At 40.0% G+C, this 20,069-nt stretch carries 20 protein-coding genes; 14 read left to right on the forward strand and 6 right to left on the reverse strand.

Going from position 1 to position 20,069, the window contains the following annotated elements; all coding sequences use genetic code 11:
- Window positions 1-3 precede the first annotated feature (3 nt).
- The 4 genes from ACFQZJ_RS11290 to ACFQZJ_RS11305 all read right to left on the reverse strand — a co-directional run bounded on the left by ACFQZJ_RS11290 (window position 4) and on the right by ACFQZJ_RS11305 (window position 3,843).
- Window positions 4-363: a CoA-binding protein gene (locus ACFQZJ_RS11290; RefSeq protein WP_379934611.1), complete on the reverse strand. Its 360-nt coding sequence runs from the start codon at window positions 361-363 to the stop codon at window positions 4-6.
- Between the two features lie 388 nt (window positions 364-751).
- Window positions 752-1,762: a 3-oxoacyl-ACP synthase III family protein gene (locus ACFQZJ_RS11295; protein WP_379934612.1), complete on the reverse strand. Its 1,011-nt coding sequence runs from the start codon at window positions 1,760-1,762 to the stop codon at window positions 752-754.
- Between the two features lie 67 nt (window positions 1,763-1,829).
- Complete coding sequence (locus tag ACFQZJ_RS11300) at window positions 1,830-3,170, reverse strand: ABC1 kinase family protein (RefSeq protein ID WP_379934613.1); 1,341 nt, start codon at window positions 3,168-3,170, stop codon at window positions 1,830-1,832.
- 19 nt (window positions 3,171-3,189) lie between these two features.
- Window positions 3,190-3,843 (reverse strand): TetR family transcriptional regulator C-terminal domain-containing protein, encoded by a 654-nt coding sequence (locus tag ACFQZJ_RS11305; protein WP_379934614.1) that lies wholly within the window; start codon window positions 3,841-3,843, stop codon window positions 3,190-3,192.
- A gap of 453 nt (window positions 3,844-4,296) precedes the next feature.
- Between ACFQZJ_RS11305 and htpG the strand changes: the two genes are divergently transcribed.
- From htpG to ACFQZJ_RS11325, 4 genes are all read left to right on the forward strand, one after another.
- Window positions 4,297-6,186, forward strand: a complete 1,890-nt coding sequence (gene htpG, locus ACFQZJ_RS11310; protein ID WP_379934616.1) for a molecular chaperone HtpG — start codon at window positions 4,297-4,299, stop codon at window positions 6,184-6,186.
- Window positions 6,187-6,378: 192 nt separating this feature from the next.
- A complete protein-coding gene (locus ACFQZJ_RS11315; protein WP_379934618.1) occupies window positions 6,379-7,767 on the forward strand; it encodes a hypothetical protein in 1,389 nt (462 codons plus the stop codon).
- Between the two features lie 65 nt (window positions 7,768-7,832).
- Window positions 7,833-8,468 carry an MOSC domain-containing protein gene (locus tag ACFQZJ_RS11320; RefSeq protein ID WP_379934620.1) on the forward strand — a complete coding sequence of 212 codons (636 nt, stop codon included), beginning with the start codon at window positions 7,833-7,835 and terminating at the stop codon, window positions 8,466-8,468.
- A complete protein-coding gene (locus ACFQZJ_RS11325; protein ID WP_379934621.1) occupies window positions 8,465-8,830 on the forward strand; it encodes a DoxX family protein in 366 nt (121 codons plus the stop codon). Before ACFQZJ_RS11320 ends, ACFQZJ_RS11325 begins: the two co-directional genes overlap by 4 nt.
- A 183-nt stretch (window positions 8,831-9,013) precedes the next feature.
- On the opposite strand, the gene ACFQZJ_RS11330 is transcribed toward ACFQZJ_RS11325, so the two are convergent.
- Entirely contained in the window at window positions 9,014-9,598 is a 585-nt protein-coding gene (locus tag ACFQZJ_RS11330) for a hypothetical protein (RefSeq protein ID WP_379934622.1), read from the reverse strand.
- Window positions 9,599-9,813: 215 nt separating this feature from the next.
- On the opposite strand from ACFQZJ_RS11330, the gene ACFQZJ_RS11335 reads away from it, so the two are divergent.
- The 3 genes from ACFQZJ_RS11335 (at window position 9,814) to ACFQZJ_RS11345 (ending at window position 12,004) form a co-directional block, all read left to right on the forward strand.
- Window positions 9,814-10,686: an AraC family transcriptional regulator gene (locus ACFQZJ_RS11335; protein WP_379934623.1), complete on the forward strand. Its 873-nt coding sequence runs from the start codon at window positions 9,814-9,816 to the stop codon at window positions 10,684-10,686.
- Entirely contained in the window at window positions 10,686-11,291 is a 606-nt protein-coding gene (locus tag ACFQZJ_RS11340) for an alpha-ketoglutarate-dependent dioxygenase AlkB family protein (protein WP_379934624.1), read from the forward strand. Before ACFQZJ_RS11335 ends, ACFQZJ_RS11340 begins: the two co-directional genes overlap by 1 nt.
- Window positions 11,292-11,725: 434 nt before the next feature.
- Window positions 11,726-12,004 (forward strand): TIGR03643 family protein, encoded by a 279-nt coding sequence (locus tag ACFQZJ_RS11345; protein WP_379934811.1) that lies wholly within the window; start codon window positions 11,726-11,728, stop codon window positions 12,002-12,004.
- Between the two features lie 18 nt (window positions 12,005-12,022).
- Here the strand turns inward: ACFQZJ_RS11345 and ACFQZJ_RS11350 are convergent, their stop codons facing one another.
- Window positions 12,023-12,805, reverse strand: a complete 783-nt coding sequence (locus tag ACFQZJ_RS11350) for a S1/P1 nuclease (protein ID WP_379934625.1) — start codon at window positions 12,803-12,805, stop codon at window positions 12,023-12,025.
- A 285-nt stretch (window positions 12,806-13,090) separates the two neighbouring features.
- On the opposite strand from ACFQZJ_RS11350, the gene ACFQZJ_RS11355 reads away from it, so the two are divergent.
- The 7 genes from ACFQZJ_RS11355 (at window position 13,091) to ACFQZJ_RS11385 (ending at window position 20,069) form a co-directional block, all read left to right on the forward strand.
- The gene (locus tag ACFQZJ_RS11355; RefSeq protein ID WP_379934626.1) at window positions 13,091-13,342 is read left to right on the forward strand and encodes a hypothetical protein; all 252 of its coding nucleotides are present in this window, start codon (window positions 13,091-13,093) and stop codon (window positions 13,340-13,342) included.
- A 167-nt stretch (window positions 13,343-13,509) separates the two neighbouring features.
- On the forward strand, window positions 13,510-14,361 hold the full coding sequence (locus tag ACFQZJ_RS11360) for an SPFH domain-containing protein (RefSeq protein ID WP_379934627.1): 852 nt from the start codon (window positions 13,510-13,512) through the stop codon (window positions 14,359-14,361).
- A 3-nt stretch (window positions 14,362-14,364) separates the two neighbouring features.
- Window positions 14,365-14,865 carry a hypothetical protein gene (locus ACFQZJ_RS11365; RefSeq protein WP_379934628.1) on the forward strand — a complete coding sequence of 167 codons (501 nt, stop codon included), beginning with the start codon at window positions 14,365-14,367 and terminating at the stop codon, window positions 14,863-14,865.
- Window positions 14,852-15,010, forward strand: a complete 159-nt coding sequence (locus tag ACFQZJ_RS11370; RefSeq protein ID WP_379934630.1) for a DUF4177 domain-containing protein — start codon at window positions 14,852-14,854, stop codon at window positions 15,008-15,010. Before ACFQZJ_RS11365 ends, ACFQZJ_RS11370 begins: the two co-directional genes overlap by 14 nt.
- Before the next feature lie 339 nt (window positions 15,011-15,349).
- Window positions 15,350-15,517: an Arc family DNA binding domain-containing protein gene (locus ACFQZJ_RS11375; RefSeq protein ID WP_379934631.1), complete on the forward strand. Its 168-nt coding sequence runs from the start codon at window positions 15,350-15,352 to the stop codon at window positions 15,515-15,517.
- Between the two features lie 60 nt (window positions 15,518-15,577).
- Window positions 15,578-17,782: a DUF5916 domain-containing protein gene (locus ACFQZJ_RS11380; RefSeq protein ID WP_379934633.1), complete on the forward strand. Its 2,205-nt coding sequence runs from the start codon at window positions 15,578-15,580 to the stop codon at window positions 17,780-17,782.
- A gap of 85 nt (window positions 17,783-17,867) precedes the next feature.
- The gene (locus tag ACFQZJ_RS11385) at window positions 17,868-20,069 is read left to right on the forward strand and encodes a DUF5916 domain-containing protein (RefSeq protein ID WP_379934634.1); all 2,202 of its coding nucleotides are present in this window, start codon (window positions 17,868-17,870) and stop codon (window positions 20,067-20,069) included.

The following is a 20,069-nucleotide window of genomic DNA, read 5'->3' on the forward strand; positions in this document are numbered from 1 at the left end:
TGCCTAATACTGCCCCGTACTAAGCAGTACCAAGGTACAGGCAACTTCCACCGCTATGCCATTATTTTCCAATAACTCATAAAATTCGGGATTCTCCGTTCCGGGATTAAAAAGCACTCGTTCTGGTTTTAAGGCAATGATTTCATCATAGTAGGCAACTTGTCTTTGAGGGTTCAAATACAGGGTTATGGTATGGATTTCATGAATTCCATCTAGACTAGTTTGGATTTCCACTCCATTAACGGTTCCCTTTTTTAGACCAAATGCCTGTGTTGGGATTCCTTTTTCTACTAGGCGGTGTATGGCAATATTGCTGTAACGATTTGGTTTTAAGGAAGCTCCCAAAACTAGTGTGTTTTTCATAATGTTACTAGGTTGTTAAACTTTGATTTTGACTGTAACTATTCAATAAAAAATTCGTCTCTTAGTAGTCGCTTAGAAGAAAATGGTCTTAAAAACAGGAATAAAAGACATATAAGAGAGTTGATAACGCTATATATTTATAGTTAATGGTTAGTGTTTAGTATAGCCTATCAGCGTAGAAACCCAAGCAATTGCTTGGGTTTCGTTTTTTAAGTCCTGTTCAAACCTACGTTAACCATCTGTTAAATCCCAGTTTTGGCGTAACAAATGAAACTTTATCTCGTCTATTCCCTTAGAATTGATTTTGTTTCTGCAAAAGGATTGGTTGGTTTTCTTTTGCAGTTGATATCAATTTAGAAAACCCTTGGCGTTGCCAAGGGTTTTTATATTACCATTTTATAATAGCACTTCCCCAGGTAAATCCACTACCGAAGGCGGCCAAGACTACCAAATCCCCAGAATTTACGTTTCCGGACTCCCACGCCTCGGTCAAGGCAATAGGAATAGATGCAGCGGTGGTGTTCCCGTATTTCATTATATTATTGAATACTTGATCATCCGACAAGCCAAATTTCTTTTGAATAAACTGCGATATTCTAAGGTTGGCCTGGTGCGGTACCAAAAGATCAATATCGCTTGGATTTAAGTCATTCTTATTTAGCCCTTCCATAATCACCTCGCTAAAACGGACCACGGCATTTTTAAACACAAACTGTCCGTTCATATAAGGAAAATAGGATTCATCATTTGGATCATTATCCTCTATGATGTCCGTAACCCATCTTTTGCCCATACCGGGGGCTATCAATGAAAGTTCCTCTGCATGCTGACCTTCCGAATGTAAATGCGTAGATAAAATTCCTTTTGTCGTATCTTCTTCCCTACTCAAAATAGCGGCACCGGCTCCATCGCCAAAAATTACGGAAACCCCTCTACCTCTGGTGGTCATATCCAAACCATGGGAATGTAGTTCGGAACCAATGACCAAAACATTCTTGTACATACCACTTTTTATATATTGATCTGCAACCGATATACCATAAACGAACCCGGAACATTGGTTACGTACATCTAGGGCTCCTACCGTTTTAATTCCTAAATCTCGTTGTACCAGAACCCCTGGGCCTGGAAAGTAGTAATCCGGACTTAGGGTCGCAAAAACTATAAAATCGATGTCATCCTTATCTATACCTGCGCGCTCAATCGCAATTCTTGCCGCCTTAACGCCCATTGTTGTGGTAGTATCGCCATCTCCCTTAACAACGTGGCGCCGTTCCTTTATACCTGTACGTTCCTGGATCCAAGCGTCATTGGTGTCCATTTTTTTTGATAAATCATCGTTGGTCACCACGTTTTCAGGAACATAATAACCTAAACCTGCTATTTTTGAATTGTACATATCTTTAAAATTTGGTCTGTATGGTTTTCTTTAAAGTTGTTCTGCAATATAAAGAAGATCTGGCGACCTATCCCATTTTCAAGGAAAGCTTATCTAATTCCTTTAGATATCCCCTAAAACTATTTACCTCTATGTTGGCCTTTAGATCATGAAGCAGGTTGTACAGTCCAAAAAATGTTCGGTTCATGTATAAAAAATGTTTAGAACCCCTGTTACCATTCATTTTACGGATTTCCTTGTCAGCCGAAAAACGCTCTCCCAGCTCGGCAATTTTTGCCCAAAATTCGGAGTTTCCGAAGTCAAAGGTTTCGGCATGAAAAGGTAAGGTGAACAAACTTAACATTTCATGAAACAAGCCTTTAAAGAATTTAATTTCTTCCGGACTATCCGTAGGAATCAAAATTTCCAGATCGTACAGTGTTTTCGTAAACACGGCATCATTGGAAATATTCTCCGGTTTGGCCAATTCAAAATACGGGGTGTAAAAGGAATCCGGTACTTCTTTTATACAACCGAAGTCAATAGCTATAAGTTCTTCTTGCTCGTTTACCAAAAAGTTGCCCGGGTGCGGATCGGCATGCACCTTACGCAGACCATGAATTTGAAACATATAAAAATCCCAAAGGGTTTGCCCTAGTTTATTTCCTAATTCGGGCGAAAAGTTCGTCTTGGCGAACTCGCTGAGATGTTGCCCGGCCATCCAGTCCATGGTAATAATTTTTTCACTGGATAACTCCGGATAATATTGAGGAAACTTTAAGTTCTCTATTATGTGACACGCTTGCGTGATTTCCTGACTTTGGGCTATTTCCAATAAATAATTGGTCTCTTCCACCAATTTATCCTCTACCTCTTTAAAATATTTGTCCGAGTCTTTTCCTTTAATGTTAAACATTCTTAGGGCAATGGGTTTTACCAAAGCAAGATCACTACTAATACTTTGCGCCACCCCAGGATACTGGATTTTTACGGCCAAATCCTTACCGTCTTTTGTAGCTTTGTGCACCTGTCCAATACTAGCGGCATTTATGGAATCCTTGGTAAAGGTATCATATACCTCTTCTGGATAGTTACCCAAATATTTTTTAAAAGTCTTACGCACCAGAGGAGCGGACAAAGGCGGAACGGAAAATTGTGAAAGTGAGAATTTTTCGACATAAGCATTTGGAAGTAGATTTTTTTCCATGCTTAACATCTGCGCCACTTTCAATGCGCTTCCCTTGAGCGTTTTTAATCCGTCATATATATCGGAAGCGTTATCCTCGTTCAACTCATCTTTTGTGGTATCGGAATTAACTAGTTTTTTGCTATAATACTTAACATAGTTACCACCAATTTTTACACCGGTCTTAACAAGTTTGCTAGCTCTTTCAATTTTTCCCGTAGGTATTCTGTCGAGTGTTTTCAATAGATTTGGGATTCAGAAGTTAGGCAAAGGATTCTTTGTAGAGGAACTTTCCAAAATCAAGGATATTTTCTAATGGGGTGTTGTCGAAGACGTCAAAAATCGTATTCACCGATTTTTCAATGGCCATATCCGTCTTTTCAAAACGGGCGGAATCATCTTTCGTCCAAAACCGCAGAATGAACATGAACTGCAACCAAGCCCCTTCCGAGAAGAGCTGTGGATTGTGTTTCGTAATCTTTAGATTTTTTTCTGCATTTCCATCTTCTATAAGGTCCTTCGCAAAATGTTTGATATGTTTTCGCAGCCCTTTTAATTGTCCCATATTTTTCATTGGATTCTTCTCCTGCCCTAAAACAAAAAGCACATAGCTGCGGTTCAAGGTCAGGATTTCAAAAAAGGTAAAAAAGAAAGTGAGCATTTTGTCTTTATTACTAAAACTTTCAAATTCCTCGTTTTTCTCCATAACAGCAATGGTATTCACAAAAAATTGTTCCCAAATACCTTTTTGCAAGGAATCCAAGGAACCATAAAACAAGTAAAAATCCTCTTCTTTTATTCCACTTACTTTACAAAACTTATAAATGGATTTTGGAACCATCTCATGGTCCAGTACATAGTCCATATATTTACTTATCAGTACATCTGCCGTCGTTTTTTTCGCTTTTGTTGCCATCTGTATTTTCTTTTAATCAATTACCTCGGTGCAAACACACGAGATATGCGTTAGGAACTAAACTAATTTTTCGAAGCCGGCCCCAGGGAACCATGCCACCTTATAATTCGAAGTCGGAAATAAAGTTACAACTCATTTTACACTTCTAAACACGTTACAAAAAGTTTAGGTTTTATTTAGCAAAAACGTGCTTCCCGGGGGCGGAAAGCACGTCTTAAACAACCTAACCAATAAATAATCAAAACGTGATTATAACCTTAGAAACTTTTTCATAGCAATTTCTTTCTTTAATCACAATTCAAAGATACACAATGTTTAATGTTTTTACAAATTAATTAAACATAAAAAATGTTAAACTTTTATTAGGGCAAATATGTCAGTTTGTCACAGTTCTTCGTTGTGGTATTTTTTTTGACATAAGAGAGATGAATAATTAAAATAAACAATACTAAAATGGCTACAGGTAAAATAAATGTTTCGGTAGACAACATATTTCCGCTTATTAAGAAATTCTTGTACAGCGATCATGAGATTTTTCTAAGAGAATTAATTTCCAACAGTACGGACGCCACGCTTAAATTAAAGCACCTTACTTCTATTGGAGAAGCTAAGGTAGATTATGGCAACCCCATGATCGAGGTAAAAATTGATAAGGAAGGTAAAAAGCTTCATATCATTGACCAAGGACTGGGCATGACAGAGGAGGAAGTCAAAAAATACATTAACGAAGTTGCCTTCTCCGGAGCCGAGGAATTTCTGAACAAATACGAAGACTCTGCGAAAGACTCAGGTATTATAGGACATTTTGGTCTTGGTTTTTATTCTGCCTTTATGGTGGCCGAAAAAGTAGAGATCATTACGAAAAGTTATAAGGATGAACCCGCAGTGCATTGGTCTTGTGACGGCTCTCCTAATTTCAATTTAAAAAAATCAAAAAAAGAAACACGTGGAACGGAAATCGTTTTGCACATAGCCGAGGATTCTTTGGAATTTTTGGAGGACAATAGGATAAGTGAACTGTTGGGCAAGTACAACAAGTTTATGCCCATTCCGATAAAATTCGGAACCAAGACAGAGACCTTGCCAAAACCCGAGGATGCAAAAGAAGAGGATCCTGCGCCAACACAAGAGGTAGATAACATTATAAATAACCCGAAGCCGGCTTGGACAAAACAACCTGCCGATTTAAAGGATGAGGATTACAAGAGTTTCTACAGGGAAATGTACCCTATGCAGTTCGAGGAGCCGCTATTTCACATTCACCTAAACGTGGACTACCCTTTTAATCTAACAGGGATATTGTACTTTCCAAAGCTTACCAATGATCTTAGCGCACAAAAAGACCGTATTCAACTGTACCAAAACCAGGTATTCGTTACGGATAATGTAGAAGGTATCGTTCCTGAATTTTTAACGATGCTGCGTGGTGTAATCGATTCTCCGGATATTCCGTTGAACGTTTCACGCTCCTATCTGCAGGCCGATGGTGCCGTAAAGAAAATATCATCATACATTACCCGTAAGGTAGCTGACAAGCTTAATTCATTATTTAAAAATAATCGTGAAGACTTTGAAGCTAAATGGAACGATATTAAGATCGTTATTGAATACGGAATGCTTTCCGAAGACAAATTCTTTGATAAGGCCGATAAGTTTGCCCTGTACCCCACCGTAGATGGCAACTACTTTACTTTTGAGGAGCTTCAAGAAAAAATCAAGGCAAACCAGACCGATAAGGACGAAAAACTGGTGATTCTTTACGCATCTGACAAAGAGGCCCAGCACAGTTACATCGAAACTGCAAAGTCTAAGGGATATGAGGTTTTACTAATGGACTCTCCCATTATTGGACATTTGATGCAAAAACTGGAAACAAGCAAGGAGAAGATATCCTTTGCCCGTGTTGATGCGGACCATATTGATAAGTTGATACAAAAAGAGGATACACAAATCTCTAAGTTGTCCGATGAAGAAAAAGAAAAACTGAAGGCAGATCTAGAGAAAGTCTTTGGCGAAAAGAGCAGCTACACGGTGCAATTGGAAGCGATGGACAGTGATGCCTTGCCATTTACGATTACGGAGCCTGAGTTTATGCGCCGTATGAAAGAAATGCAACAGACGGGCGGCGGCGGCATGTTCGGTATGGGCAATATGCCGGAGATGTACAACATTGTAGTCAATACCAATCACGAACTGGTAGGCGAAATATTGAACACCAAAACGGCCAAGAAAAAAGAGCGGCTCATTAACCAATCCTTGGATTTGGCAAAACTATCCAAAGGCTTGTTAAAAGGAGCCGAGATGACCGAGTTTATTAAGCGAAGTTATGAAATGGTAAAATAGATAGTAGATTTGAGATGTTGGAAATGAGCGTTGATACGTGAAATTTTCATCTTGTATCTTGCTTCTTGACTGTTAGATTTGACGCTTAAAAGCCACCTTGATGTATTCAGGGTGGCTTTTTTTATGGTATACGCTTGGGTCATTATTCAACTTTTTCACTATTTTTCTTCTAACTAACCAACCCACCCGCAGATGCAGGACGAAAAAAGCGATGCCAAGTACCGAGAAATTCTAGATGAACTACAAGTGCAAAGTTGGCAACTGGAATTAGTAATATCAGGTTTTGCAATTTTTGGATTGTTCAGTGCCTTGGAACCGTTGCAAGATCTTGCAATGTTAAAACGTTTTGAAAGCCAACCACTACAGTCGCTTTTTATAAGCACGATCTATATTACCTGTATCCTTGCTATTTTCAATTTAATACTTCATGTCTTGTTACGTGGCTTATGGATCGGTGCTGTGGGTATCCGGTCAGTCTCCGGGGATATCGATTTTAATCAATTGAACATTGCAAAAGTATTTAAAACTCATCTTAAAAAGAGGATAGGTTCTTTTGATAAGTACATCATCAATCTTGAAAATTATTCCAGTATTTTATTTGGAGTGACTTTTTTAATAGCATTTATTACGATTGCAGTATCTCTAAACTTTCTGATTTTTTTATTCTTTACGCTATTTTTGGTAGAGAACGATTTTTTACCTTTCGAACTGAAAGCTGTACTTGGTTTTGTACTGTTTCCAGCATTTTTCCTAGGACACCTTATTACGATCATAGATTTTGTGATCCCCGGCATTGTAAAGCGCTCTCCGGACGTTGCCAAAGTGTATTTGCCCGTTTACAAGATTTTTAGTGTCTTGACACTTTCCTTTATTTACAGACCCATTCTTTATAACCTGCTGGACAACAAATTCGGCAAAAAGATTATCTACAGCTTAATTCCCATTTACGGCATCTTACTCTTCTTTTTTTCCTTAGAAATGAACCCCAGTAATTTCTTCGATTCTAGTGACCCCTCGTCAGAAAAAATTGGACATCGGCGTAATTATAGCGACTTGATCGTTAGCGAAAAAGAGCCTCTGTTAATGGCAGGAATTCAATCAAAAACAATTACCGACCCTTTTTTACAGGTTACGATTCCATATCGCAAGTTTTTGGAGGACGACATCATCAAGTACGACTCTCTCTTAAAACCAGAGTCCGATGAACGCATCTATAAGTCAACCTTCAGCTTCGTGCAATTTGAGAAAACCGAGGACAGCACTAAAATAACGCCCGAGGCATATTTAAAAACTATCAATGAAATGTTCCAGTTTCAACTTGATAGTAAAGTAATTGAAAGTGATTTGATTATAGTAACGAACGAAAACAAACGTTTGGACCTAGAGATGTACGTTGATCTTTTGGGATATAGACGAGGAAAACATATTCTTACGATTAAAAACAAGGAGTTTAATACCGATAGCGTATACCACAAAGATTGGGTAGCTATCCCCTTTTGGTATTTTCCGGAAAACCCTTCTGCAGTACTTCATACCAGTAGTACAACCAAAATGAAAGAAATCGACAGTGTGGTTCATTAAAAACAGTTTTTAAATAACTACCTGAAGGAGGTCCACGATTAACAAGCTTTTTTTATCTTCACAACATGAAGGTCATCGCAACAAATATAGGAACGCCAACAACTGTTACCTGGAACGGTGCCGAAGAACAAACAGGAATTTTTAAATATCCCACCAAAGAAGGGCTCTTTCTTACCAAAAACGACGTTAAGGGAGATACGGTGATAGACCGGGTACACCACGGCGGCATCAATAAAGCTTGTTATCTATTTTCCGCCGACTATTATCCTTACTGGAAGGCCCTGTATCCCCGCCATGAATGGGACTGGGGCATGTTCGGGGAGAACTTTACCATTTCTGGCATGGACGAATCCAAAATACGTGTCGGGAATATATATAAAATCGGAACCGCCACGGTACAGGTATCACAACCACGGGAACCATGTTATAAACTGGGCATCCGTTTTGGAACGCAAGCGATTCTGAAACAATTTATAGTGCATAACCACCCGGGTACCTACGTCAAAATTATAGAGGAAGGCAACGTAATGGAGGGCGACAATCTAAACTTATTAAAAGAATCCAAGAACAGCCTTACCGTACAACAGTTCTACGAACTTATGTTCCAAAAAGAAAAATCACAGGACATTTTAAAGCTGTTTATGGCCAACGAGTCGGTTCCCCAATACAAAAAAGACCGATTTTTAAAATATATCAAATGAGTTTAGCCTATCCTTGGCACCTGTACCTTATGGCCGGCATGTATATATTTGCGGGCGTTTATCACTTTATAAAGCCAAAAATGTACATGCGCATTATGCCCAGATACCTACCCAACCATAAGGCCTTGGTCTATTGGAGCGGTGTGGCGGAAATTGCCCTTGGTATAGGATTATGCTTTGCCTTAACGCAACAGTTGGCCATTTATGGCATCATAGCCATGTTGGCCGTATTCCTACTGGTGCATTTCTATATGCTAAGCAATGAAAAGGCCGGTGCCGGCATCCCTAAATGGATATTAGTGCTGCGCTTACCCCTGCAGTTTGGACTTATGTACTGGGCCTACGCCTATTTGTCCCTGTAGCAAAAGCACCTTCGCCCAAGATTCCGTGGCCAATGCAATTATCCGTAACATAAAAATTGGAACAAACAGGGACTGCCGCGCCAGCTTCCGATTTAGCTATAGCAGAGGCTTTTGGAGTCATGGTTGACCATAAAAAAAGGGGACGTTTCCGTCCCCTTCTACTTCAAAAGTAATTAACTCAACTTAATCAACTATGAAATTTTCAGCGTAGCTGTTCTTCGCATCGGTCACTACTATTCTATAATTTCCAGCAAAGGCTTTTTTAAAATCAAAGGCTTTTTCTACGATCATTTTTTCCATAATGGTTTCTGAGAATACCAACCGGTATTCGGCATCGTACACTTTGATTTCAACCTTGGACTTGTCCAAGTTTAAAAAGTTTATGAACATCTTTTCCTTTGTCTTACGAAAATGAGGCTTGGCAATATTTTCCTCAAGTAGAATATTGGCCTCTCCATTTTTTAAGGATACCGTGTAAATCAATGTTTTATATACATCTGAAGTACTAATATAATACATACCCTCGGGCAGGTTGCGCATATCAAAACGTTTTACCAGAGTACCGTCGGCCAAGGTTTCGGCATATAATAGATTATCATCGGCATCGGTAATGCGTACCGTTACATCGCTCAGCACTTTTTCCATGGTAAGCACTACGCTTTTTGCTTCTTTAGTAGTTCTTAAACTCACTTCCCCGTCCCTGGCCATTCCTATGGCAGTTGTTAATACGAAGGCTATTACTGCAGTTGTTTTTACAATTGTTTTCATACGATTTTGTTTTTTAAGGGTTCTTAATAACTACACTACAAAACTAGGCTGGCTTTCCCCGTTACACTACATCGTAATTTTCTATTTTCTATGCTATTTTATCCTACTTGAAGCACAAAATACTGTAATAGGTTAATACAGCACATATTTTGGTTAATTTTACAAACCTTGACCTTAAAAGTGTTGTTTACTTTTATATTAGAATTGTACATTATATGATGACCCCAAAACCCAAGTTTGAAGCCATAGCACCCACGTTTGGGCACTCCTTTACCTTTCAAAAATTCGATGAATCCAAATTGAACAAGAATTATGAGTGGCACTACCACCCAGAAATAGAACTGGTATATGTTAACGGTGGCTCCGGTAAAAGACAAATTGGTAGCCACGTTTCCTATTATACCAACGGAGAGCTTATTTTAATCGGAAGTAATTTACCGCATTGCGGTCTTACGGACAGACTCACGGGAAACATCAGCGAAACGGTTATACAAATGAAGCCGGACTTCCTAGGCAACGATTTCTTTACTATTCCCGAAATGAAAAAAATTCGGACACTTTTTGCAACTGCAAATGGAGGTATTACCTTCTCCGGAAAGACCAAAAAGAAAATAGGTGAAAAAATAGAAGTATTGGAATATCAAACAGATTTCCAACGTTTGTTGTCCATTCTCAATATTTTTAATGAACTCGCAAATTCAAAGGAAGTAAATTTATTGAACGCGAAGGGCTTCTCTCTGGCTACTGACGTAAAGGACAATGATAGGATAAACGTGGTCTTTAACCACGTAAAAAATAATTTTAGGGAGGATATTACCCTAGCTGAAATATCTAGTATGGCAAGTATGACGATTCCTAGCTTTTGCCGTTATTTTAAAAAAATCACCAATAAGACTTTTGTGCAGTTCGTAAACGAGTATCGTTTGGTGCATGCTTCCAAGCTATTGGCAGAAAAACATATAAGTATCACCGAGGTATGTTTTGAATGTGGTTTCAATAATTTCTCCCATTTCAATAAATCGTTCAAAGCATTTACCGGACAGAATCCCTCCGAGTATAGAAATCAACTTAAAGCAGTTATATCCTGATGAAAGAATTGTTCAATAGCGAACCCCAGCAGCTCAACCTCCCCGACAGTACCATTAGCTATTATCCTAATTTTATAAGCAACGAATTAGCTGATGTTTATTTTAAAAAATTCAAAACCGATATCGTATGGCAACAGGACGATATTAAAGTTTTTGGAAAGGTCTACCCCCAGCCCAGACTTACGGCCTTATATGCGAATAATAACAAACCGTACTCCTACTCCAATATTACCATGCAACCGCATCTGTTCACCAAGGAACTCCTAGCCATCAAGGAAAAAATCGAAAGGGTTGCCCCATGCAGTTTTACCACCTGCCTATTAAATTTATACCGAGACGGAAAGGACAGTAATGGCTGGCATGCGGACAATGAAAAGGAGCTGGGGCAAAATCCGGTTATCGCTTCGATTAGTTTGGGCGCACCGCGGTTTTTTCATCTAAAACACAATACCGTCAAGGAACAAAAACACAAACTGCTCTTGGAACACGGAAGCCTACTTTTAATGCAGGGCGAAACACAACACTTCTGGAAACATCAAATTGCCAAAACAATGAAGCCTATTGGTGAACGCATTAACCTTACGTTTAGGGTGATCAGGGGCTAGAATACAAGTGTCAATTCTCAAGTTCAAGTGTCAACTTCAAATACAAAATCAAGCTTGCCCGCCGGCAATCTATGAGCTGTAGTCGGATAGAATCTCAGTGTATACGGGATAGTGTAGTTTTTGCAATGGATGAAAATTGTAACATTGAGCAAAGTCGAAATGCCAATGAGACCATCCATTCCTAGGTCTTCGACTGCGCTCGGACCGACATTTTTTAAAAGGTTCAAATTCAAGTGTCAGACTAGGAGCACCCAGCATTTTTACTACCCTCTACCCTCAAAAAACTACCAACTACCCGCTACCCTCGAAAAACTAACAACTACCCGCTACCCTCTAAGAACTACCCACTAAAAAACCTGAAACAATAAAAACTTGAAACTCCGAGCATCGGACATCGAGCATCAAACAATTTTCTAATGTATATTTGCACCGCTATGGAGAAAGAATTTACAGACCGCGAACTGGACCGCATTATAGAAATGGCATGGGAAGACCGCACTACTTTTGATGCGATCAGGTTTCAATTTGGTATATCGGAACAGGAGACGATCGAGATTATGCGCCGGGAAATGAAACCTAGCAGTTTTCGTATGTGGCGCAAAAGAGTTCAAGGCAGGGCCACAAAACACGCCAAATTACGTACCGATGGTGTAGACCGATTTAAATGTTCGCGCCAAAAACAGATTACCGGAAATAAAATCTCAAAACGGTAATCCTTCAAAAAGCGGCACTTACTTAAAAATGGCATTCAATACGGCAGCCAAACGAATACCTCCTTTTTGCAATTGTGTTTCTACGGTAGCCCACCATTCATAACTATATCTATAACCGATCTTTTCGCCAACCTGCACAGATTCGTACACCTCATTGGCCAATTCCTGAGACTCCTCTACCCAAGTATAGACATCGCCCTTTTGCAAGAACTTCACTTGTTCCTTCGAAATCCTGGGCAACGTAGCCGCAAGCTCTGTATATCCCATGCCAAAATCATCTATCATATTACTGTCCCAGACCCGGTGTAAATTACTGCCCCTTCCAAACCATTGCACCTGTATATCATTACCTCCTTTGTCTTCCTTCCTACCCACATGCATGGGCTGATGAAGGTCACCTATAAGGTGTACCAAGAATTTTAAATAAAACTGCTTGTCTTCTAATGAACTGCTTTTATCCTTGATTATGGCAATACTCTTTTCTATACCCATGACGATATCCCCATCTGGGCTGGGCGCTACGTCGGTATATTTTTTATCGCTTGGAAAATTTACATAGTGCCAAGGACTAAACTCCCTAAATTTTCTATCGGCTTTAATTTCATCGCCGAATGTAGAAACATCGGCAAGAGTTTGTCCGTTCAACAGTTTGTCTATCGCCTTTTTAGCTTTGCGGCTAAGGTACTTTTCGGCTACCTCGCCCGTAACCCTATGTCCGGTCTTGGACCATTCCATATCGTTTGCGAGCCCTGTTTGAACAATTAAAAACGATACTAAAAGGAACATCTTTTTCATTCTCATAATTTTGCGTAAAAATAGGGCATCCGCTTTTAAGGTATTGTTAAATATATCCTTGGAACGGAATTTAATTTTAGAAGTCCTTTAAACTTTTACCGTTCGCTAAAAAATTGCTCTTTTTCACATCGCGCTTCAGCTGGCTCCTCATTCAAAAGCCAAATTGTCGGCTTTTGTGTCGGCCCTGTCTTTTTTTACCTCCGTAGCGATGCTAGGCAACTGAAAAAGGTCTTCAAATGTTCAAAAAATCAATTTTTACCTCGGGAACGGCATCCCAAATCCGATCTACCTATGGCCTTAAAAACGATATTGCGGGAAATACGGGCAACACCCAAAACAATTAAGGATGCGTGGTTCATTGAGGTAACACCAAAGTTGGTCCATGTTACCTGGGTGGGTCTGGACAACCATGAAATCGGCTTTAGAAATACAAGTCTGGGCCAAGGGGCAAATGCCGCCTTACCCCTATTTGCCCTGTTGTATCAAAAACTAAATTCCGACTCCGAGTTTACTACCATCACGAATGCCAAATTCCCTAAATAATCTGTATCTGTACAAGCCGCTTTGGATTACGATCCTGTAAAAAAAGACGGATTCTTTAAACGATTTTTTAAAAATCCGAAAAAGACAAAACGTAAAAAATACAGGAATACCGGTGAAAGTTTAAAATAAATTGATATATTTATGATATCAATTTAATATCATATACCATGTCAAACGAAAAAAACCACAGCCCGATCAACGGTTACATTATGCTTTTTCTACTACTCGCCCTGCTCATTGGCGGCGTTTTACTTTTACGCATCTATGTTGGTGCTTTTATGATCGTAGCGGCAGTACTCCTTATTCCCGGGTTTGTACTCGTAAACCCAAACAGTTCTAGAGTGCTCCTTCTTTTTGGAAAATATATGGGCACCATAAAGCAAAACGGCCTATTTTGGGTAAATCCGTTTTACACAAAAAAGAGAATATCCCTAAGGGCAAGCAACTTTGACAGCGAACGGTTAAAAGTGAACGACAAGCTCGGAAATCCCATTATGATCAGTACTATCTTGGTTTGGCGTGTTACGGACACCTACAAAGCCGCTTTTGAGGTAGATGACTATCAGAATTTTGTTCGTGTACAAACAGATGCCGCCGTGCGTAAACTCGCCAGCATGTATCCTTACGACAATTTTGCGGACGAAGGTTTGGACGAGGACATTACATTACGCTCCAGCGTAAACGAGGTTAGCGATGCCTTGGAAAAAGAAGTTCAAGAACGACTCTCCATGGCGGGTATAGAAGTTTTGGAAGCTCGAATAGGATATTTGGCCTACGCACAGGAAATTGCAAATGCCATGTTAAAACGGCAGCAAGCGACGGCAATTGTAGCCGCCCGGCATAAAATTGTAGAAGGCGCGGTAAGCATGGTTGAAATGGCCCTGACAGAACTAAGTAAAAAAGAAATGGTCACCTTGGATGAAGAGCGTAAAGCAGCGATGGTGAGCAATCTCATGGTGGTGCTCTGTTCGGACAAAGATGCGGCGCCGATCGTAAACACAGGGACTTTAAACCATTAGAATATGCGTGTTTTCAACGAGACACAACGATTTAACCAATGGTGGTTATGGCTAATTTTAGGAGCTTCTGCTTTAGTTGTTATCAATAAGCCCATTATTAATTGGATACAGTCCGATTTTAAGGACACCAGTGCTTTTGATACCGGTTTCTTGATCGGCTGTGGTACTGTGTTGTTTGTACTTTACCTATTTATCCTTTTTAAATTAACGACCAGTATAGATGAAAGAGGAATCAGCTATCAGTTTTTTCCGATGCAGCTACAACCTAAACTGCTGCTTTGGAAAGAAATTGAAAAAGTCTGGACCAGACAATACAGACCACTTATGGAAAATGGTGGTTGGGGATACAAATGGGGAACAAGCGGAAAAGTAATGACTGTAAAAGGAAACAAAGGCATCCAGATCAAAATGAAAAATGGAAAATCCCTCCTTCTTGGAACACAAAAAATGAAAGAGGCACAGGCAGTATTAAACAAATATCATACTACAAATGAAGGAATATAAAGTGGTTACATGGAAAATGGGCTTTACCAATAACGACGATCGGCTAGAGGACACCCTTAACACCTATGCAAAACAAGGATGGCGTTTGGTACAATTTGCAGATAGTTCTGCAAGGCTCGTTTTTGAAAGAGATAAAAATAGATAATCAAAAAAATAAAGAGCAGAAGGAAAATACTAGAAGCCAATAGCATGCTAAAGTGAACTACGGGCAAGCCCGCGAGGCATTCGAAGGAAACGAACCTTTAATTTCGAGGCAAGCCTCGGGGTATTATACCCTTTGGCGGTGCCAATAAAAATTCCAGGGCTAACATAAAAGCCAACTCGCGTAATGGATGCTATAAGCGATTAAAGGAGTGCTAAAACGGTTTCATTGTAACAGAAGGAACCGTTTTAGCACGCTCAAATAAAAATCAAAACTGTAAACCTACCAACACTCAAAAACAATTAGTATTGGACAGTATAGTAACAGTATTTAGTAAGGATAATGAGTAAAAAAAAGGCATTTGCATTACGGGTAAACGAGGATATGCTCAAGGCGATCGAAAAATGGGCCGCGGATGAGTTCAGAAGCACCAATGGGCAAATTGAATGGATGTTGATGAAAAATCTCAAAGAAGCCAAACGAATGCCAAAACCCAAAAACAAGGAATGATTTTAGGATTGATTTAACACTTTAAACCCTTAAATTTGAAGTCAAGTTAATTCGAACAAAATGACCAAGATTATAAGTGTATTCACACTTTTCTTTCTTACCCTTACTAGTTACGCCCAAAACCCTGAAAAATCATTCACAGTAAAATATATCTCGGACGCCATTCAATTAGACGGTTCACTTGACGAACCCATTTGGGAAATGGCAGATAGTGCCGCAAACTTTCAACAATACTTTCCAACAGATTCAGTACAGGCAAAGCAGCAAACCGACATAAAAATGCTGTATGACGATAAAAACCTGTATATAGGAATACGCGTCAACGCTATCGGTAAGGATTATGTTATCACATCCCTGGAGCGCGATTTTAGGGCGGGAGGAAATGATAACATAAGCTTGCTTTTTGACACCTTTAATGATGGCACCAACGCATTTTTATTTGGAATAAACCCGCTTGGCGTAAGACGCGAAGCCTTAATTACCAACGGAGGTTCCGGGCTAAACGGTTTTACGACCTCATGGGATATTAAATGGAAAGGTGAGTCGGTTATTTATGATGACCACTATACCTCGGAAATGGTTATTCCCCTGACTTCGTTTAAGTTTAGAGAAGGGGAGACCAAGTGGCGGTTTAATAGTTACCGTTTCGATATGCAGTCCAACGAGCAAAGTACGTGGTATCCAATACCCCAAAACCAACTTATCTTTAATCTGGCCTTTATGGGAGATATGGTTTTTGAAAAAGGATTGGGAAAATCCAGAACACCATTGGCCTTGATACCATACGTAAACGGAATTTCGGCAAAAGACTTTGACACGGGCGATAACAGTACTAATTTTAAAGTTGGTGCAGACGCCAAAATATCCGTAGGAAATAGTTTAAACCTTGACCTCACCTTAAATCCTGATTTTTCTACCGTTGAAGTCGATAATTTTATAACCAACCTTACGCGGTTTGAAATTGCATTACCGGAACGCAGACAATTTTTCATAGACAACAACGACCTTTTTGGAGGTTTTGGAGGTAGTAGGGATTCCAATCCATTTTTTTCAAGAAGAATAGGTATAGCAAGAGACACAGCAAACAACACCATTGAAAACCGTATCATTGGAGGAGCCAGATTAAGTGGCAAAATAAACAAAAACCTGCGATTGGGCTTTTTAAACCTTCAAACCGAGGAGGACAACGAAAATGGCATCCCATCCAACAACAATATGATGTTCTCGCTACAACAGAAACTGTTCTCGCGATCCAACTTGGGTGTTTTCTTTATAAACAGGCAGGCTATTGGGGCTTCGGATTTTTTATCGGAAGATGAAGAATTTAATCGCGTCGTAGGTATTGATTACAATCTGGCATCGGCGGACAACAGTTGGATAGGCAAATTCTATGCGCACAAATCCTTTCAACCCAACGACAATGAGGGCAACCACTCGCTTGGTTTCTTCTTGGGGAAGAACACCAGAAATTTTTCGGTATTTCTAGATGCCGTTAAAATCGACGAGGAGTTCAACTCGGATCTTGGCTTTATCCCAAGAAAGGATATCGTTAAGTTGGTCAATATTTTTGAGGGTCGCATCTGGCCCAAAACAGGTATCGTAAATAATTATGAAGCACAATTGTTCCATGAGGTAATTTGGCGGCCAGGTTTGGACTACAAACTTACGGACCAAAGTCTTTCATTACAAACGACTGCCGAATTCAAGAGCCTTGAGCAGGTAAGCGCGGAACTGTCCAGAAGGTTTATCTTTCTTTCCGAGGGTGACAACTTCATTCCATCTGGCAACGATGATGACCTACCCCTACCGGAAAACGTGGGGTACACGGTGAACACCTTTGTTATGTCATTTGAATCCGATAGAAGAAAAGTATTCTCTTACAGCTTGGAACCGGGAATCGGAGGTTTCTTTAATGGCAACCGATATTCCTTGGAAACGGAGTTCCAAGTTAGGCTACAACCAAAATTAAGGATAGGTTTTGAGGCTCAGTATGACAGAATAGACCTGCCAGCGCCTTATTCCAGTGCCGATATCGTACTTATAGCACCAAGGGTAGGCGTTACCTTTAGCAAGTCTGTTTTCTGGTCTACCTTGGTACAATACAGTAACCAAAGGGATAACTTGGGCGTTAATTCCAGGTTGCAATGGCGCTTTGCTCCTTTGTCCGACCTTTTCATAGTGTATAATGACAATTACTCGGTAGACCTTTTTGCCCCTAGATTTCGCTCCATCAACCTAAAACTATCTTATTGGCTTAACATCTAACATCAAACATCAAACAAAAATAATTGGAATTAAAATTTATGACCATCAAACTTTTTAGAAAATATAACATTCAAACAACCGGAGTATGCTAAGGTTTGTTTCGATGGTTGTATTCCTATGCACATTTTTGACCGCCTTTAGTCAAAAAGAGCAAAAATCGTTTACCGTACCTTTTATCTCAGAAACGATTACACCAGATGGCGTACTGGATGAGCCCATTTGGGCAAAATCCAGTGATGGTGCCGTAGAATTTTGGGAGTACTTTCCTCTAGACTCTGTACAGGCAAGCAAGCAGTCCTCGATCAAAATCCTTTACGACGACAAGAATTTATATGTAGGAATTAAGGCCTATTCCAGCGGAAAAAAATATGCTACCACAAGCTTACAACGCGACTTTAGAGGTAGCGGAAGCGATAGTTTTTCCCTAGTTTTCGACACGTTTAACGATGGCACCAATGCATTTTTGTTTGGCATAAACCCCTATGGTGTTCGCCGGGAAGCACTGATTGCAAATGGAGGAACGAGCCAGAACGACTTTAATCTTTCCTGGGACATGAAATGGAGAGGGGATGCTAAAATATATGACGACTATTTTACGGCCGAGATGGTAATTCCGCTCACCTCCCTAAAGTTTGAAGAAGGTGCTACCAAATGGCGCTTTAATAGCTACCGCATCGAAACACAGTCCAACGAACGAAGCACTTGGACAAGAATACCCCAGAATCAACTTATCTATAACCTAGCCTTTATGGGGGATATGGTTTTTGAAAAGCCTTTGGGCAAGTCAAGAACCCCATTGGCACTTATTCCTTATGTAAACGGTATTACGGCAAGGGACTTTGACAATGGTAAAAATCTGGATAATTTTAAGGTGGGTGCAGATGCTAAAATATCCGTGGGAAACAGTTTAAATTTGGACCTAACGCTGAATCCGGATTTCTCTACCGTAGAGGTCGATAATTTTATAACCAACCTCACCCGTTTTGAAATTGCCTTACCCGAAAGACGTCAATTTTTCATAGATAATAACGACCTTTTTGCAAGCTTTGGCAATGGTTTTGATTTTAGCCCATTTTTCTCTAGACGTATCGGTATCGCGAGGGACACCGCAGGGAATACCATAGAGAACAATCTTATCGGAGGGGCGCGCCTTAGTGGGAAAATTACAAAAGACCTTCGTGTTGGATTATTAAACATTCAAACGGCAGAGGATTTGGAAAATAGAATTCCGTCCAACAATAACACCATGCTGGCATTACAACAGCGGCTCTTCTCCAGGTCCAACATCGGTGTTTTTTTTATCAACAAGCAGTCCTTCAAAGACTATGACTTTGTAGAACGCGAAGATGAATACAATCGCGTTTTAGGGGTCGATTACAATCTAGCCTCTAAGGACAATACTTGGAACGGATCGTTTATCGTGCATAAATCCTATCAACCGGACGACAATGAAGGTAATTTGGCCTCGAGTGCCCTTATCCGCTACAATACAAGAAAATTCAATGTTTTTGCCAAAGGTACTTTTGTAGATGAAGATTTTCGTTCAGATTTGGGCTTCGTACGTAGAACCGATCTTTTTAAGACACTACTGAGCGCTGAACGCGTTTTTTGGCCTAAAAAGGGAATTGTCCAAAATCATGCTCTTCGCTCTTTTACCAACATACGTTGGAGTCCTAGCAGAAATTTTCAAAATACCGATTATGACCTTCAAGGAAGTTACGAGGTACAATTTAATAATCAGTCCCAGGCAAGGATCGAATATACCAATAGCTTTACGTTCCTGTTCGACTCGTTCGACCCCACAAGAACGCAGGGCGCCGTAGAGCTTCCGGCCAACCAAAATTATCATTATAACAGCGTTGAGGCCGGATATCAATCCGATCAACGAAAATTGTTTTCTTATGAAATTGAATCGTCCGTTGGAAGGTTTTTTAATGGGAATAGATTCTCGCTTGAAGGCGGCATGGCCATGCGTTTTCAACCTAAAGCACTGGTATCCTTGCTCTTCAATTACGACCAAATAGATTTACCAAATCCATTTCCTAGTGCCGCTATCTGGTTGATCAGCCCCAAAGTAGATATAACCTTCAGTAAATCTATTTTCTGGTCTACCTTGATACAGTATAGCAACCAGAGAGATAATTTAGGCATCAATTCCAGGTTACAGTGGCGCTTTGCTCCCCTATCCGACCTGTTCATCGTTTACAATGACAACTACTCGGTAGATGTATTTGCTCCCAGATTTCGCTCCATTAACCTAAAACTTTCCTACTGGCTAAACATCTAA

It is taken from the genome of Maribacter chungangensis (genome assembly GCF_042676845.1).
Lineage (GTDB): Bacteria > Bacteroidota > Bacteroidia > Flavobacteriales > Flavobacteriaceae > Maribacter > Maribacter chungangensis.